Here is a 14,195-nt window from a genome sequence, read left to right as displayed (position 1 = left end):
AATATAACATACCATAAAAATAAAGTTGATACATTATCACATTACACAAAATCAGAGGTTAGAATAATGAAACTGTCTCGATTGGCGCTAGGCTTATCGCTTTTAGCGCCTGCGTCACTTTTTGCGTCTCCGTTAGTGCTGGCACAAACGCTTTCTGGCACGGTAACCAATGCAGCAGGAAAGCCTCTCGCCAATGCCACTGTTGAAATTGAGGCGCTAAAGCGGGTTACCAGCACCAACGAGCAGGGTGAGTTCATTTTCTCTGACGTAAAGGACGGAGAGTATACACTGCATATTTTTGCATCTGGCTTTGCTCATTTAAATAAAGAGGCAACAGTGCAATCGAACTCTACAGGTGGCACTAACTTTGTCCTAGCGCGAAGTGCTATTGAAGTGATTGATGTGCATGCCACCCCTATGCACTTATCTGTCATGGAATCGGCTACGCCAGTAAGCGTGTTATCAGGTGAAACCTTACGACGTCAACAGGCGGCAACACTTGGCGATACGCTAGAGAAACTGCCTGGCGTACAATCTAATTTTCATGGCAACGTTGCAAGCACGCCGATAATTCGAGGCCTCAGCGGTCCAAGGGTACTGATCACGCAAAACGGGTTGGATGTGAGCGACGTTTCTCGCGTTGGTCCAGACCATGCAGTAGCAAGTGAAGCCTCAACCGCTAACCAAATTGAAGTGCTGCGAGGGCCTGCCACCCTTTTCTTTGGCAGCGGTGCAATAGGTGGTGTGGTTAACGTAGTTGACCAACGGGTGCCGACCTCCACTGAAACACGCGGTGAATTTTTACTAGAAACCCAAACCGTTAACGACCAGAAGCTCGGAACGTTTAACGTGACCACTGGCGTTGACAACATAGCCTTCTATGCTGACGGTTTTTATCGCGACTCAAATGACTATGAAACCCCAATGGCGCCTGATATTGACGATCCGGATGGCGCGCATGTAGTTGAGAATAGTAATGAAGAATCCCACGGGGTTACGTTAGGTACCAGTTACTTATTTGACCAAGGTTATGTTGGTGTAGCGGTAGAAAGGTTCGAGCGAGAGTACGGCGTGCCTGGTCATAGCCATGGTGATGACTCATCAGTGTTCGCTGATCTCGAGCAGACTAAGTATCAACTTTTAGGTGAGTACAACTTTACTCATGACTTTTTGCAAAGTGTTCACTTTAGAGCGGGCTATACCGATTACGAACACGCTGAAGTAGAGAGTGGTTTTGTCGGTACTACGTTTAGCAATGAAACCGAAGAACTTCGCGTTGAGCTATTGCACAAACCCATGGCCGGCTGGCGTGGCGGTGTAAGTCTTCACTACAAAGGCGCGGACGTTTCGGCGCAAGGTGAAGAGGCCTTTACACCTCCTTCAGAAATGGAGATGTTCGCTATAGCGTTGATGGAAGAACGTCATTTTGGTGACTTCTTGGTTCAATTAGGAGCCCGAGCAGAAAGAGTAACGCTGGACGCTTCGAGTGTGTTGCTGCCCGAGTTAGATGCTCACGACCATGATGAAGAGCACGAAGAAGACGAGCATGATCATGATGAACACGAAGGCAGTGAGTTTGTTCGCCAGTTCGCGGTAGACCAAGAGTTTACGCCTATGTCACTGTCGGCAGGTGTGGTTTACACCATCAATGATAGCTATAACGTAGGCGTTTCACTTTCCCGTTCAGAGCGGGCGCCTTCAGCCTCTGAGCTCCTTTCTTTTGGCCCGCATATTGGCACCCGTACCTATGAAATAGGCGCCTTGTTTGATTTGTCAGAGGAAGGGGAGTTTGTGCTTTCTCAAACGCCTATCGATCTTGAGACGGCCAACAATATCGACCTAACGTTTAGAAAAACACAGGGCGATGTTGGTTTTGTATTTAATGCTTTTTATAACCAAGTAGATAACTATTATTTCCAGGAAGAAACTGGTTTATTCGCTGAAAGTGGTCATGACCACGATCATGGTGAAGAAGAGCACAGTGATGAAGAGCACAGCGAAGACGAACACAGCGATGAATTACCTGTCTACCTATTTGGTTCAGCTGACGCCATTCTTCATGGTTTTGAATTACAGGTTGCATGGCAAACCACTGATAACCTAAAGCTTGATTTCTTCGCCGATTACGTTAAAGCCCGACTTAAAGATGGTGGCGCACTGCCGCGTACGTCGCCTATGCGCGTGGGGACACATGTTGCTTACACACTTGATAACATCCGCGCCGACTTAGACATTACGCATTTTGCCAAACAAGACGACATCTCAAACTTCGAGACTGAAACTGACGGTTACACCCTTGTTGATGCAGCAATCACCTATGACATTCCATTGGGTGACGTCGACTTATCTGTTTACCTGAGCGGTGAAAACCTCACAGACGAAGAAGCGCGCGTTCACACCTCATTTTTGAAAGATATTGCACCGCGTCCAGGCAGAAACTTTGCCTTCGGTGTACGTGGTTATTTTTAAAATCAGCTTAGAAAAAGAATTATTGATAGGGATACACACATGAAAACTAGACTTACGCTTAGCGCTATAGCCAGTGCGCTTTTGCTTGCAGGCTGTGGTGATGCAGAAACAAACATTGTAGAGCTGGATCCTATTGAGGTGCCAGAAGACGATCACGACCACGACTCAGACTATGAAATAGAAAGTGAAGGCAGATTAGTGGTCGCTGATGCTGCTTCAAATACGCTCACTGTGTTTGATTTAGATGATGATTCAGTACTCGATACCTTCTCTACCACCCATGATGGTAGTAGTGTAAGCGCCTCAGCAGACTACCGCTTTGCAGTAATTAACAGCCGAGCAAACGGATTAACTGAGTTTCTCGATGGTGGATTATGGCGTGAAGACCACGTAGAACACCTTCATGACTATGAGGAAGCTCCAAGTTTGTCTGATTTCACACTAGAAGGCAGCCAACCGACTCACGTAGTAACCCACGATGGTCAGCTTGCAGTGTTTTACGATGGTGACGCCGATACCAGTATGCCTGCAGCGGTAAAAGTGGTAACTGACACTCAAATTGCCAGTGAAATTACAGACGTTCCTACTTTGGAGTTTACCGTAAACATGCACGGTGTCGCCGAGCCTCGTGGTGACATGCTGATTAGTACTGTACGTCGTGATGATGCAGAGTCTCTTTCAGCCAACCCAATCTTGCCAGACAGTGTTGCGGTATATCACTGGCATGATGGCGAGTACGAAGAAGAGCAACGCTTTGATGGCGAGTGTGCTGATTTACATGGCGCAGCTCAAAACGAAATCGCTGTGGCATTTGGCTGTAGCGACGGTGTATTAATATTAAACGAAGCTGATGAAGTATTTACCAGCACGTTTATCGACAACATTGATGCGCTTGGCGACCTGCGCATTGGCACAATGTATGGACACGAACACGCAGACGCGTTTATCGGTATTGCTTCACAGCACGGCGGTGGTAGTGCTGTTTTAGCTAACGTGTCGCCCGTAACCAGTACAATGAGCGTAATTGATTGGCAGCCAGAGACTGATGCTCATGCTGTGTCATACGGTTTCTCAATGGGCGGCGAATTCTTTGCTATTTTAGATGACAAAGGTTTTGTAACACTGCTAGAAGCGCATGAAGAAGATGGTGACACTCACTGGGAATTCGCGCACAAAATTGATGTGGCCAGTGCCAGCGCGGCAAACCTAACGGATGACCAGTCATTTAGCATGGCAGCATCACAACATGAAGAAGCCTTGTTTGTTGTTGACCCTGTTGCGCAAGCTATCCTTGCTGTTGATTTGGAAAGCGAGACCACGGAAACCTTGCTTGAACTAGATTTTGAGCCTTCAGGTGCGGTTTGGTTAGGTATTGCTGAAGAACACGAGCACGACGATCACGACCACTAATCAGGCGTAGTGTTTTGTAAAAGGCTAACAAGCATCCAAACCTTGTTAGATAAATATAGGGGCATAGCCTTATGCCCCAAATAAAATGATGCCTCTACTTAGCTCACGCCCTTAATTTTACTTATACTCGCTTTACCTTTACTAGCTCAGACTACTAAATCCCTTACTGCATTCTTCACCTCATCTCACTGAGTGCGCCACCTTATATAGCTGAGCGACTATTCAAAACTTTCTTCTATGGCATCTCTGGCATTTGGATAAGTGGTTCGGTACAAATTACGCAAAATCTAGCAAGTCAGTACCGAAGAAGTTATCGATGACACAGCGCCATTCACCACTCGCATCCCTTTGCAAAACGTAGACGGCGCGCTTGCCCTCGCAGGGTAGGGCGTTGGGTGTAGCTTTGGGTACAAGATAAAGCTTAGCCACGACTAGCGCTACGTCACCGGCTTGTATAACCCGTTCATCTCCGGTGGTAACAAAATGCTCGGGCATAAATTTCTTTTGAAATTTAAGCAGGGCGTCAACGCAGTCGCGTTGCGTAGCATGTTCTTCAATGATTTGGTTTTGCATTGAATTGGACATGGGGGTAGCGACCACTGTTGCATCGCTAGCATAACATTGGGATAACGCGTCTTGATCGCCGCGGTTTACTGCGTCATGCAACTGTTGTAACACGTGAGATATTGGGTTGTTCATGGCTGTCGTTCCGTTCTTTTTACCGCAAGACGAGCCAATAAAAAAACCGCCTTTGCGGCGGGTTTAGTGAATTCTATTTACGCACTAGCTAACCCGCCCATTCCTTAGAATAGCGAGAATAATAATCAGCGCAGATGCTGAGTAAGCAGTATGTGTATTCGTGTTTTTAGGCATAGTGTTTAAAAACAGTGTGCTGCTAGTGAGTATTTAATGACCTGAGTATCCTGTGCACCAAAGAGAAAGTCAACGTGTTTTTTATGTGAACAAATTAGACTCATGCCAGCGGGTGGGCAAGCGGTAAGTGTAAAGTATAAGATGAAAGGTGTAATGCTGCTCTAGGCTTCAAATATAGTAATGCGAATAATCGAGCCCTGCTTTAAACAGTTATAGATATCTTCATCAGTAAAGCCACTGTTATGGAGAATTTGCCTGGCAACAAGCTTGGCGTCTTTTGTGCTGTGCTTGTCGCATATTATTTGAAGTGCTTTGTTTAAATAACTAATAGAAGGCATGATAAATAACCTAACGCGACACGAGTAACTTTGTATGATATTTAAACGGTGTTGAATGGTGTTGTGATCACTAACGCCACGCAAACAGTGTCATAAATTAAGGTGGAGTTTGACTCTTGGAGTTACTTTTAAGCTGGTTGACGGCCAACGATACATTGTCGATGTCAACGTCAGTAATACTTGTTGTTACCTCGTTTTTTACGTCTATGATGACAGCAACACTGGGTATAGGTGGCGGGGTGCTATTACTAGCGGTAATGGCCGGTACTATGCCGGTTAGTGCGCTGATCCCAGTTCACGGGCTAGTTCAGCTTGGTTCCAACGGAAATCGTGCACTGATGACGGCAAAGCATATCGACTGGCGTATGCTGAAATATTTTTCTTTAGGTGCAGTTGTTGGCGCTTTCTTAGCGTCGTTTATTGTGGTTCAGCTGCCGCTCGTTATCATTCAGTTTGCAGTTGCCGCATTCATTTTATTTTTAGTGTGGGGGAGTAAACCCAAAGCACAAGAAATGAGGCCCGCGGGTAGAACGTTGGCGGGGTTGGTGACCACCTTGGTTTCAATGTTTGTAGGTGCCACAGGGCCTTTGGTGGCTGCATTTGTACACCGAAATAAATATAGCAAAATGCAGATAACCGGCACATTTGCCAGCTGCATGACACTCCAGCACGGCCTTAAAGCCTTCGTGTTTACCTTTGTAGGGTTTTCTTTTGCGCAGTGGGCAGGGCTTATCATTATTATGATTGCCAGTGGTGCGCTCGGCACGTTTTTTGGCTTGAAGGTATTAAAGCGTGTGCCGGCGGAGAAGTTTATGCTGGCGTTTAAGATTGTAGTGACGCTTTTAGCCCTTCGCCTGCTATGGCAGGCTATAGCTAGCTTGTTATAGAAAAAAGAGCTTAAGAAGTTAGCTTCTTAAGCTCAGCATGTTTTTTGCCTTTTCCGTTATTTTTTGGCTGCTTAAAAGCGATAGTTCAACGACAGATACCACTCCCTTCCAGCACCAGGCACGCGCTCTCCTACTTCAACATCGGCATTCGTTACTCGATTGATGCCGGCTGTGTGCGGGGCATATTGTTTGTCGAACAGGTTATGAATAGTTGCCGTAACCTGAAGATTCGACTGCGCATTATCAAAAAGCGTTAAAAGCCCTGAGATATGAAACAAACCATAGCCTGCTGTGGGTGCTTCACTTTGCAGTGCCGAGATATGGTTTTGTGCACCTGCTAATTCAGATGTAAGCTGCAGTTGAAGCGGTGCATCATATACTTGCGTGTTCCACTGAATTGTTGTTGTTAACTGCTCTGGTGCAATGCGGAACAAAGCATCATCAATGTCATCACGGTTGCCATGCTGAATGGTTGCTACTGCTCGCAAACTTAGGTTTTCACTAAGCTGTCCTTGCACCGTCATATCCACACCTTTGATAACAGCGTCGGTATTCGTCCACTGAAATGGCTCTGTACCAGCCATCATGGTAGATACCATGTTCGCCGCCATATTCGTACTAGGTGAGCCGGTAATGTAGTCTTCTATGTCTTGATAGAAAAGGCGTGGAGAGATAGTCCAATTTTTATAGGTGTAATCAACACCCACATCTAATTTACGCGCAGTTTCATTGTCTAACTCGAGGTTGCCTATGTAGTTAAAGCCGTCAGCCATGCCGCCCGAGATGCCAAGTGGCAGCCAGGTATAACGTTCGAAATAGGTAGGAGCGCGGTTTTTCTGAGAAATACCAAGCACGATATCGAGCGAGTCGCTCGCATGGTAGCGGGTGGTAGCGGCTATATCTAACATGTTGTAGTTTTCGTCACGCTCAGCGGCGTTAAAATTACTGACTAACGTAGCAACTGCTGGGTTCATCATCACCATGTTAGAACCCGCTTCTCCGGCTTCCATATTAACGCGGGTGTATCGCGCACCAAGCGTAGACGAATAATCTTCTTTGTTTATTGTCCATTGGGCATAAATACTCGCGGTATCTCTTTGTACATTAGTAAAGTTATCTACAAAAAACATACCGTTATTAGGGTTAGTAATTACAGAGTTGTTGCGGCTGTGGTGTAGATAAGCGCCCAATTCAAGCTCGCCGTTATCCAACGGCATAACATACTTGGCATCCAAACCCTGAGCGATAGCGTCTGCATTATTCTCTCTAGCCATATCAGCTGACATTACCATGCGCTGGGAAAAGTTATCCATGGCATGTTGGTTACTGTTGCCAAACCAATTTATAGCAAAGTACTCTGCTTCGCCGGCGTTGTAGCGATAACCTAGTCGGTACCATGCTGCATCAATAAAACCTATATCCATGGCGAGCGCTGGTGTGCCGCTCTCATTCGTATTTAGTTGTTGATAGCTAGCATCGAATTGGTGTTTTCCCCATTCATAGCCGAGTCTGAATTTACCGCCATTTCTTTGGTAGTGGCTGTTAGGTATAACAGCGTTATCGCCTGATTCTCGCTCGTCACGCTGCTGATGCATGAAGGCGCCGCTAATGAAAGCTTGGTTCGTTTTGTAAAGCACATTGCCTTGGTATTGCTGTCCGCTACCCGGGCCAATTAAACTTGCATTTACACTGCCAGTAATACCGCTTTCTAAACCAAAAAGAGATGCTGCATCCGCGTTAATACGCAACTTTCCACCTAGCGTTTGCACCCCAGCACTCACCGGTACAATACCGCGATACAAAGTAGCAGTAAGCCCTGGCTCTGGCAGTACGTGGGATAATGGCGAGTCCATGGAGTTAGGCCCCGCACCCGCTATATCGACACCGTCAATGGATAGGCCAACCCTATCGCCAAACAAACCTCGATATTGAATAAGACCTGTTACCGGCCCGTTTCGGGAAACGGATACGCCAGGCAGTTGCGCTAACTGATCGCCAAAATCAGCGTCTATATTAGTTGCGGCGGTCACCGTTTCTCGCTCAATTTCTACTGTATTATCCTTAAGCGAAGAGCCAATAACTGTAATCACTTCTGTTGAAGCGCTGTCAACGAACGCCGATGTGTTTGCATAAACGTGTGCAGATGTGCAGGCAGCTGAAATAGCGAATGCCAGTAAAGAATACTTCATAACAATTCCATTAAATAAACGAACTATATGCACGGTTAAACCATGCGCGTTAAGTGTGTTTTAAGGTTTTGTTATGCAATTGGTGGAGCGCGGCCAAGCGGGGCGGCAAACGCAAATGATGTGTAGGGCGCTGCTGCAAGGCGAGACGCCAAGGCGCGATAGCGCACAAGGGATATCACTACTAATGCATCTACAGGTACGTTGTCCATTTGAGGAAGGTCGGCCAACGTGCCGTTGGTACAATCTACGTGCTCAACAGGTGCTTTTAGTAGTTCTGGGCTTATGAATACAAACTCACCTTCAAGCTCTGTTGCGCTTACCGATATATAGCGCATGGTTTTGCCAGTACAGATAAGTTCAATATCGTCGCCCACCAATCCACGGGCATGCTGCATAGTATGCGAAGCAAGGCCGAGTGCTAATGCATTTTGCAAAAGCATACAAAGGCAAAGTGTTAAGGCTATCAGGCGTTTAATCGACATTTTTTATCTTTTTAAATTGCGCACTTTTATCATAGCCTGTGACGACAGTTTATTTCTACTGATTAATTGTGTTCGTTAATACCAGCTTTGATACCGGCTTTATTTAATTTTCGATAAAGGGTACGTGTGCTCACGCCCAACTGGTCCGCAAGCTGGTTTATATCGCCTTTGAAAGAATCATAAACCTCAGCAAGATAAGCGTGCTCGGCTTCTTCTAGGGTCATAATTTCATTCGCAGGCTTTGCCAGCCCCTTAACATCCACTTTTCGAACGTATCTAACATTACTATTTGCCACTGGGCTTAGGTCTTCGCCTGTAAAGTCATCGTCAAGGTCAGGTAAGTCTGACTCGTATATTACGGTCTCATCGGCAAGTAATATGGCTTGCTCCACGATGTTACGTAACTCGCGAATATTGCCCGGAAAGGCGTAGCTGCTTAATTTTTCGAGGGCTTTTTTATGGAAACGCTTTTTTTCGTGGGACTGGGCCAAAAAGTGCGTTGCAATTAGCGCAATATCTGACTTTCTTTCTCGTAAGGACGGAAGATTGATAGGAAAGCCAGCAATTCGATAGTAAAGGTCACGCCTGAATTCCCCCTTTTCTACCATTTGCTTTAAATTTTTATGTGATGCACACACCAAACGGAAGTTGGCCTTCTTCGAAACTACGCTTCCCACAGGGCGATAGGTCTGGGTTTCAAAAAGCCGGAGTAGTTTAACCTGCATGGCGAGGGGAATATCGCCTACTTCGTCGAAAAATAGAGTGCCACCCTCTGCAGCCTCTACCAGTCCTTTTTTATTGGTGGTCGCGCCGGTGAACGCACCTTTTTCATAGCCGAATAACTCGCTTTCAAGCAACGCATCAGACAACCCAGTGCATTCAATTACAACAAAAGGTTTTTCAGCCCGATGGCTACTTGAGTGTAGAGCCTGAGACACCAGTTCTTTCCCGGTTCCGGTTTCACCAAACAGTAAAACAGATATATCTGAGTTTGCAGCGCGGTTAATTTTATTCAGCATCGTTTTGAATGCTTCTGACTCGCCAATCATTTTTCCAGCAGAGGGGCGGTTAGACGCAAAGGCAAGCTTATCTAGAATTTCCAGATAACCTATTAAATCCCCGTGACCGTCGAAGATAGGTCGCATCAGAATGTCACAGTAGCGTTGGCCCTCGCTGGTGGTATGGATATGCACCACACTAGCTGCTCGGCCCGACTTTTTACTTTCTTGCATAGGGCACTGCTCGCCGCATTGGTCACAGGGTTTGTTGTTGCGATGAGATACTTGATAGCAGGTGCTATAGCCTAACTTAATATTAACGGGGTACGTGTCTCTGTAAGGCGCATTGACCGCCTCAATAATATAGTTTTGATTGATGAAAATAGCGGGTTTGTCTATTGCATCTATCATTGCTTGTACAATTGATATGTTCATTGTCAGCGTATTAGTTAATGCTACTTTTATCTTGCCAACTTAACATATTGGCATAGAGCTTGTTGATTGTTTTAGTTGAATCACAATGCCTGAGTGCAAATACGTCCGTCAATAGGAGAGTTACACAATGAAAAAACGCACCTTTTTAATTGCGTTGGGGGTAGCCGTAAGCGCCGGTTGCCCTTTCGCTAATGCACAAACCAACGAGCTAGCTGACAGCGAAGTACAAACAAAAGTGAAGCAGGCAAGAGTTCACGCTAAAGCACTTGGTGGAGCGCTTAAATCTAGGCTAAAACAGGCAATTCAGTCTGGTGGTTTAGAAGCGGGTGTAGAAGAGTGTCAGTTGGCCGCCGAGCCTATCGCCGAGGGGCTTAGCCAAAATGGGTGGGAAGTAGGGCGTACTGCGCTAAAAGTGAGAAACCCGAATAACGCGCCAGACGAGTGGGAGCGCGAGCAGCTAGCCCTTTTCACCTCTCTATTGGAAAAGGCTAAGCTAGAGGGTAAACAGCCGTCTATGCCTATGGATACCTACAAGTATGACAGCGATAGTGGCGAGTTCCGGTACATGATGGCTATTCAACAAGGTCAAGTTTGCATGGCGTGCCACGGCGCCCAAGTTGCACCTTCAGTAAAGGACACCATTTTAAAACATTACCCTAACGATGAGGCCACTGGGTTTGAGCTTGGTGAATTGCGCGGCGCGTTCACGCTGACCTATTTGCCGCAGTAATTTAAGTTAATTTTGTATTAGCTGAAGCAAAAGCTCTCTTCTCAACCTATTAAACAAGGCTACGACGCCCCTCTCCTCTTTTTACGTGTGCCAATTTTGTCATTAAAAGTGACAAAATTGGCTCGGTGATCGTATTGAATCCTTGCGATGGATCAAAGTGCGCAACTTTTCGCCATGGAATAATTGTCCTGCACAGTACGAATAGACTGTCATTTATCAGTTGTTAGTACAGATTAACGAGAAAAGTGATGTATGGCACAAACCATGCTCTAGCTGTGATGAATGTTCACGTGATAACCACTGAATAACCAATAAATTTATTTAAGGTCAAGCGCTTATCGCGCAAAAGAGACAAGGGAGATAACCCATGAGCGATACGTTAATAGAACTATCGCGGTGGCAATTTGCATTAACTGCGATGTTCCACTTTATTTTTGTACCCTTAACGTTAGGGCTTAGCTTTTTACTTGCCATTATGGAATCCGTTTACGTAATGACAGGTAAAGAGATATACAAGCAAATGACCCAGTTTTGGGGAAAGCTGTTTGGAATTAACTTTGCCATTGGGGTAGCCACAGGCTTAACCATGGAGTTCCAGTTCGGCATGAACTGGTCATACTATTCTCACTATGTGGGCGATATTTTTGGAGCACCACTGGCTATTGAAGGACTGATGGCGTTCTTCTTAGAATCTACATTCGTAGGTTTGTTCTTCTTTGGCTGGGACAAAATGTCTAAGGTTAAACACCTTATGGCAACCTGGCTGGTCGCCATTGGCTCAAACTTCTCAGCATTATGGATCTTAATCGCTAATGGTTGGATGCAGTATCCAGTAGGCGCTGAATTTAACTTTGAAGCCATGCGTATGGAAATGACCAGCTTCGCTGAGGTTGTTTTCAACCCGGTTGCACAAGTTAAGTTCGTTCACACGGTATCTGCAGGTTACGTGACTGGCGCTATGTTCGTATTAGCCATTTCAAGCTATTACCTGCTTAATCATAAACACATCGCTTTTGCGCGTCGTTCATTCGCTATAGCTGCAAGCTTTGGTTTAGCGGCCACATTATCAGTTATTGTGCTGGGTGATGAAAGTGGCTACGAGCTTGGTGACGTACAAAAAGTGAAGTTGGCTGCCGTAGAAGCTGAGTACGAAACCCACCCAGCACCTGCACCATTCACCGTTTTCGGTATACCGAACGATGAAAAAGAAGAAACCGAGTACGCACTTCAGATTCCATGGGCAATGGGCATTATTGCTACACGTTCATTAACTGAAGAAGTAAAAGGTATAAAAGATTTAAAAGAAGAAAACCGAGAGCGTATCTTAAACGGCATCAAAGCATACGAAGTGCTTGATGAAGTAAGAAACGGCACCGCTACAGCAGAGCAGCGCGCTGCTTTTGAAGCGAACAAAGACAGTCTTGGGTACGCCATGTTGTTAGAACCTTATACCGATAATGTTTCTAACCCTTCAGAAACTGCCATTCAGCAAGCCGTTGACTACAGTATTCCTCCGGTAGCGCCGCTATTTTGGAGCTTCCGTATCATGGTTGCTGCAGGCTTTATTATGCTTGCCCTGTTCTTATGCGCATTTTATTACAGCACAAAACATAAAATCACCAAGCCTCGCTGGCTACTAAGAGGCGCTCTTTATGGTTTACCACTTCCTTGGGTGGCGTGTGAAGCAGGCTGGTTCGTTGCGGAATATGGTCGTCAGCCTTGGTCTATCGCAGAAGTGCTGCCAGTGCATACTTCTGTGTCTAACTTGGCGATTAGCGACGTGGTAACCACTATTGTTGCCTATACCGTCTTCTACACAGCAATGTTCATCATTGGCTTTTACCTAATGAAGAAATTCGCGAGAAAAGGTCCAGTCCCACCTGAGGATAAGCAGCATGAAAGTGAGCTTGATTTAATCGACCTTGACGACCAAGGAGCAAAAGCATGATTGATTACGAACTATTAAGAGTTATCTGGTGGGGCCTAGTTGGCGTGCTGCTCATTGGTTTCGCCGTAACTGACGGCTTTGACTTAGGGGTGGGCGCTTTGCTTACCCTTATCGGGAAAAATGACAAAGAACGTCGTGTAATGATAAACACTATTGGACCACATTGGGACGGTAATCAGGTGTGGTTCATTACCGCTGGTGGTGCAATCTTTGCGGCGTGGCCAATGATTTATGCTACGGCATTTTCCGGCTTTTACCTTGCTTTAGCGTTAACGCTAATTGCTCTATGGATGCGTCCAATTGGGTTTGATTATCGCAGTAAATTGCCTAACCCACAGTGGCGCAAAGCTTGGGACTGGGCCTTGTTCGCGGGCGGTATTATTCCAGCGCTTATCTTTGGTGTAGCGTTCGGTAATTTATTATTAGGCGTACCTTTCGAGCTAGATAGTACCCTTAAATCAACCTATACAGGTTCGTTCTTTGGTCTGCTAACGCCTTTTGCCTTAGTAAGTGGCTTATTGTCAGTAGCGATTTTACTTAACCACGGTGCAACCTGGTTACAAATGAAAACCGATGGTTTTATTGAAGTTAGAGCTCGCGCCGTGTCAGTGGTATTGAGCCTGGTAGGCGTAGCCTTGTTTGTTATTGCAGGTGTTTGGGTGGCCTTTGGTTTAGATGGCTTTGTGATTACCTCTGCGGTAGACACTATCGCTACATCGAACCCGCTTAAGAAAGAGGTAGCTATTGAAGCGGGCGGCTGGATGAGCAATTACAGCAAATATCCTTTCATGGTGGTAGCCCCTGTATTAGGTGTAGTAGCTGGTCTTGCCTGCGCGTTCTTCTCTAAGAAAGGCAACCCGGGTATGGCGTTTGTATCAAGTGCACTGTTTATTACTGGCGTAATTCTCACTGCTGGCTTTTCAATGTTCCCGTTCCTAATGCCGAGCATCACCATGCCAGAAGCGAGCCTGACTGTATGGGACGCAACGTCTAGTCACCTAACGCTCAACGTTATGTTTATTGTGGCCTGTATCTTTGTTCCTATTATCTTAAGTTACACAGCCTACAGTTTTTACGTGATGCGTGGTCGCATCAAAAATGATGACCTCGACCAACCTCACACTATCTATTAAGGAGATATTTATGTGGTATTTCGCTTGGATATTAGGTGTTTTACTGGCGTGCTCTTTCGGCATTATCAACGCCATGTGGTTAGAAGCTACAGAAAATATGGATAGACCGGAAGATCAAGAGTAGAAATGGAAGTAGGCTGGCCGCAAGAACACGCCGTGAACCCGTCAAAGGGGGCTTTGCGGCCAGCCCACCACCCCTTCGAAGAGGGTGAAAAAGAAATCAAATAACGAGAAAGATAGATACGAACAGTGATTAAAGAAAAGGTTCCCAACAGGCAAACACTTACTCAGTGGTGTAAGGAA

12 protein-coding genes are annotated in these 14,195 nt (G+C 45.9%); 7 read left to right on the top strand and 5 right to left on the bottom strand.

The annotated features are described in order from the left end of the window. The first annotated feature begins 63 nt into the window (after positions 1–63). Together ACXAGK_RS13355 and ACXAGK_RS13350 are read left to right on the top strand one after the other, a co-directional pair. The gene (locus ACXAGK_RS13355) at positions 64–2,469 is read left to right on the top strand and encodes a TonB-dependent receptor (protein WP_474856783.1); all 2,406 of its coding nucleotides are present in this window, start codon (positions 64–66) and stop codon (positions 2,467–2,469) included. 39 nt (positions 2,470–2,508) lie between these two features. After that, complete coding sequence (locus tag ACXAGK_RS13350; RefSeq protein ID WP_474856602.1) at positions 2,509–3,879, top strand: 5-methyltetrahydrofolate--homocysteine methyltransferase; 1,371 nt, start codon at positions 2,509–2,511, stop codon at positions 3,877–3,879. Between the two features lie 276 nt (positions 3,880–4,155). Here ACXAGK_RS13350 and ACXAGK_RS13345 read toward each other — a convergent pair whose 3' ends face one another. Continuing rightward, positions 4,156–4,578: a YybH family protein gene (locus ACXAGK_RS13345; RefSeq protein WP_474856601.1), complete on the bottom strand. Its 423-nt coding sequence runs from the start codon at positions 4,576–4,578 to the stop codon at positions 4,156–4,158. 335 nt (positions 4,579–4,913) lie between these two features. Further along, positions 4,914–5,090, bottom strand: a complete 177-nt coding sequence (locus ACXAGK_RS13340; RefSeq protein ID WP_269918435.1) for a hypothetical protein — start codon at positions 5,088–5,090, stop codon at positions 4,914–4,916. Positions 5,091–5,206: 116 nt separating this feature from the next. Between ACXAGK_RS13340 and ACXAGK_RS13335 the strand changes: the two genes are divergently transcribed. Continuing rightward, positions 5,207–5,977, top strand: coding sequence for a sulfite exporter TauE/SafE family protein (locus ACXAGK_RS13335; protein WP_474856600.1), 771 nt, complete (start codon positions 5,207–5,209; stop codon positions 5,975–5,977). Between the two features lie 71 nt (positions 5,978–6,048). Here the strand turns inward: ACXAGK_RS13335 and ACXAGK_RS13330 are convergent, their stop codons facing one another. The 3 genes from ACXAGK_RS13330 to ACXAGK_RS13320 all read right to left on the bottom strand — a co-directional run bounded on the left by ACXAGK_RS13330 (position 6,049) and on the right by ACXAGK_RS13320 (position 10,057). Continuing rightward, on the bottom strand, positions 6,049–8,166 hold the full coding sequence (locus ACXAGK_RS13330; RefSeq protein ID WP_474856599.1) for a TonB-dependent receptor: 2,118 nt from the start codon (positions 8,164–8,166) through the stop codon (positions 6,049–6,051). Between the two features lie 71 nt (positions 8,167–8,237). Continuing rightward, on the bottom strand, positions 8,238–8,648 hold the full coding sequence (locus tag ACXAGK_RS13325; RefSeq protein WP_474856598.1) for a hypothetical protein: 411 nt from the start codon (positions 8,646–8,648) through the stop codon (positions 8,238–8,240). A 62-nt stretch (positions 8,649–8,710) separates the two neighbouring features. After that, positions 8,711–10,057: a sigma-54 interaction domain-containing protein gene (locus ACXAGK_RS13320; RefSeq protein WP_474856782.1), complete on the bottom strand. Its 1,347-nt coding sequence runs from the start codon at positions 10,055–10,057 to the stop codon at positions 8,711–8,713. A 151-nt stretch (positions 10,058–10,208) separates the two neighbouring features. On the opposite strand from ACXAGK_RS13320, the gene ACXAGK_RS13315 reads away from it, so the two are divergent. The 4 genes from ACXAGK_RS13315 to cydX all read left to right on the top strand — a co-directional run bounded on the left by ACXAGK_RS13315 (position 10,209) and on the right by cydX (position 14,016). Then, a complete protein-coding gene (locus tag ACXAGK_RS13315) occupies positions 10,209–10,811 on the top strand; it encodes a Tll0287-like domain-containing protein (RefSeq protein WP_474856597.1) in 603 nt (200 codons plus the stop codon). Positions 10,812–11,178: 367 nt separating this feature from the next. Further along, positions 11,179–12,759 (top strand): cytochrome ubiquinol oxidase subunit I, encoded by a 1,581-nt coding sequence (locus tag ACXAGK_RS13310; protein WP_474856596.1) that lies wholly within the window; start codon positions 11,179–11,181, stop codon positions 12,757–12,759. Continuing rightward, positions 12,756–13,892 (top strand): cytochrome d ubiquinol oxidase subunit II, encoded by a 1,137-nt coding sequence (gene cydB / locus ACXAGK_RS13305; RefSeq protein ID WP_474856595.1) that lies wholly within the window; start codon positions 12,756–12,758, stop codon positions 13,890–13,892. Before ACXAGK_RS13310 ends, cydB begins: the two co-directional genes overlap by 4 nt. A 10-nt stretch (positions 13,893–13,902) precedes the next feature. After that, on the top strand, positions 13,903–14,016 hold the full coding sequence (cydX, locus tag ACXAGK_RS13300; RefSeq protein ID WP_012519975.1) for a cytochrome bd-I oxidase subunit CydX: 114 nt from the start codon (positions 13,903–13,905) through the stop codon (positions 14,014–14,016). Positions 14,017–14,195 lie beyond the last annotated feature (179 nt).

It is taken from the genome of Alteromonas sp. ABM1_013 (genome assembly GCF_056160505.1).
The sequence above is the reverse complement of the archived record's forward strand: the minus strand, read 5'-3'. Positions and strand labels throughout refer to the sequence as shown.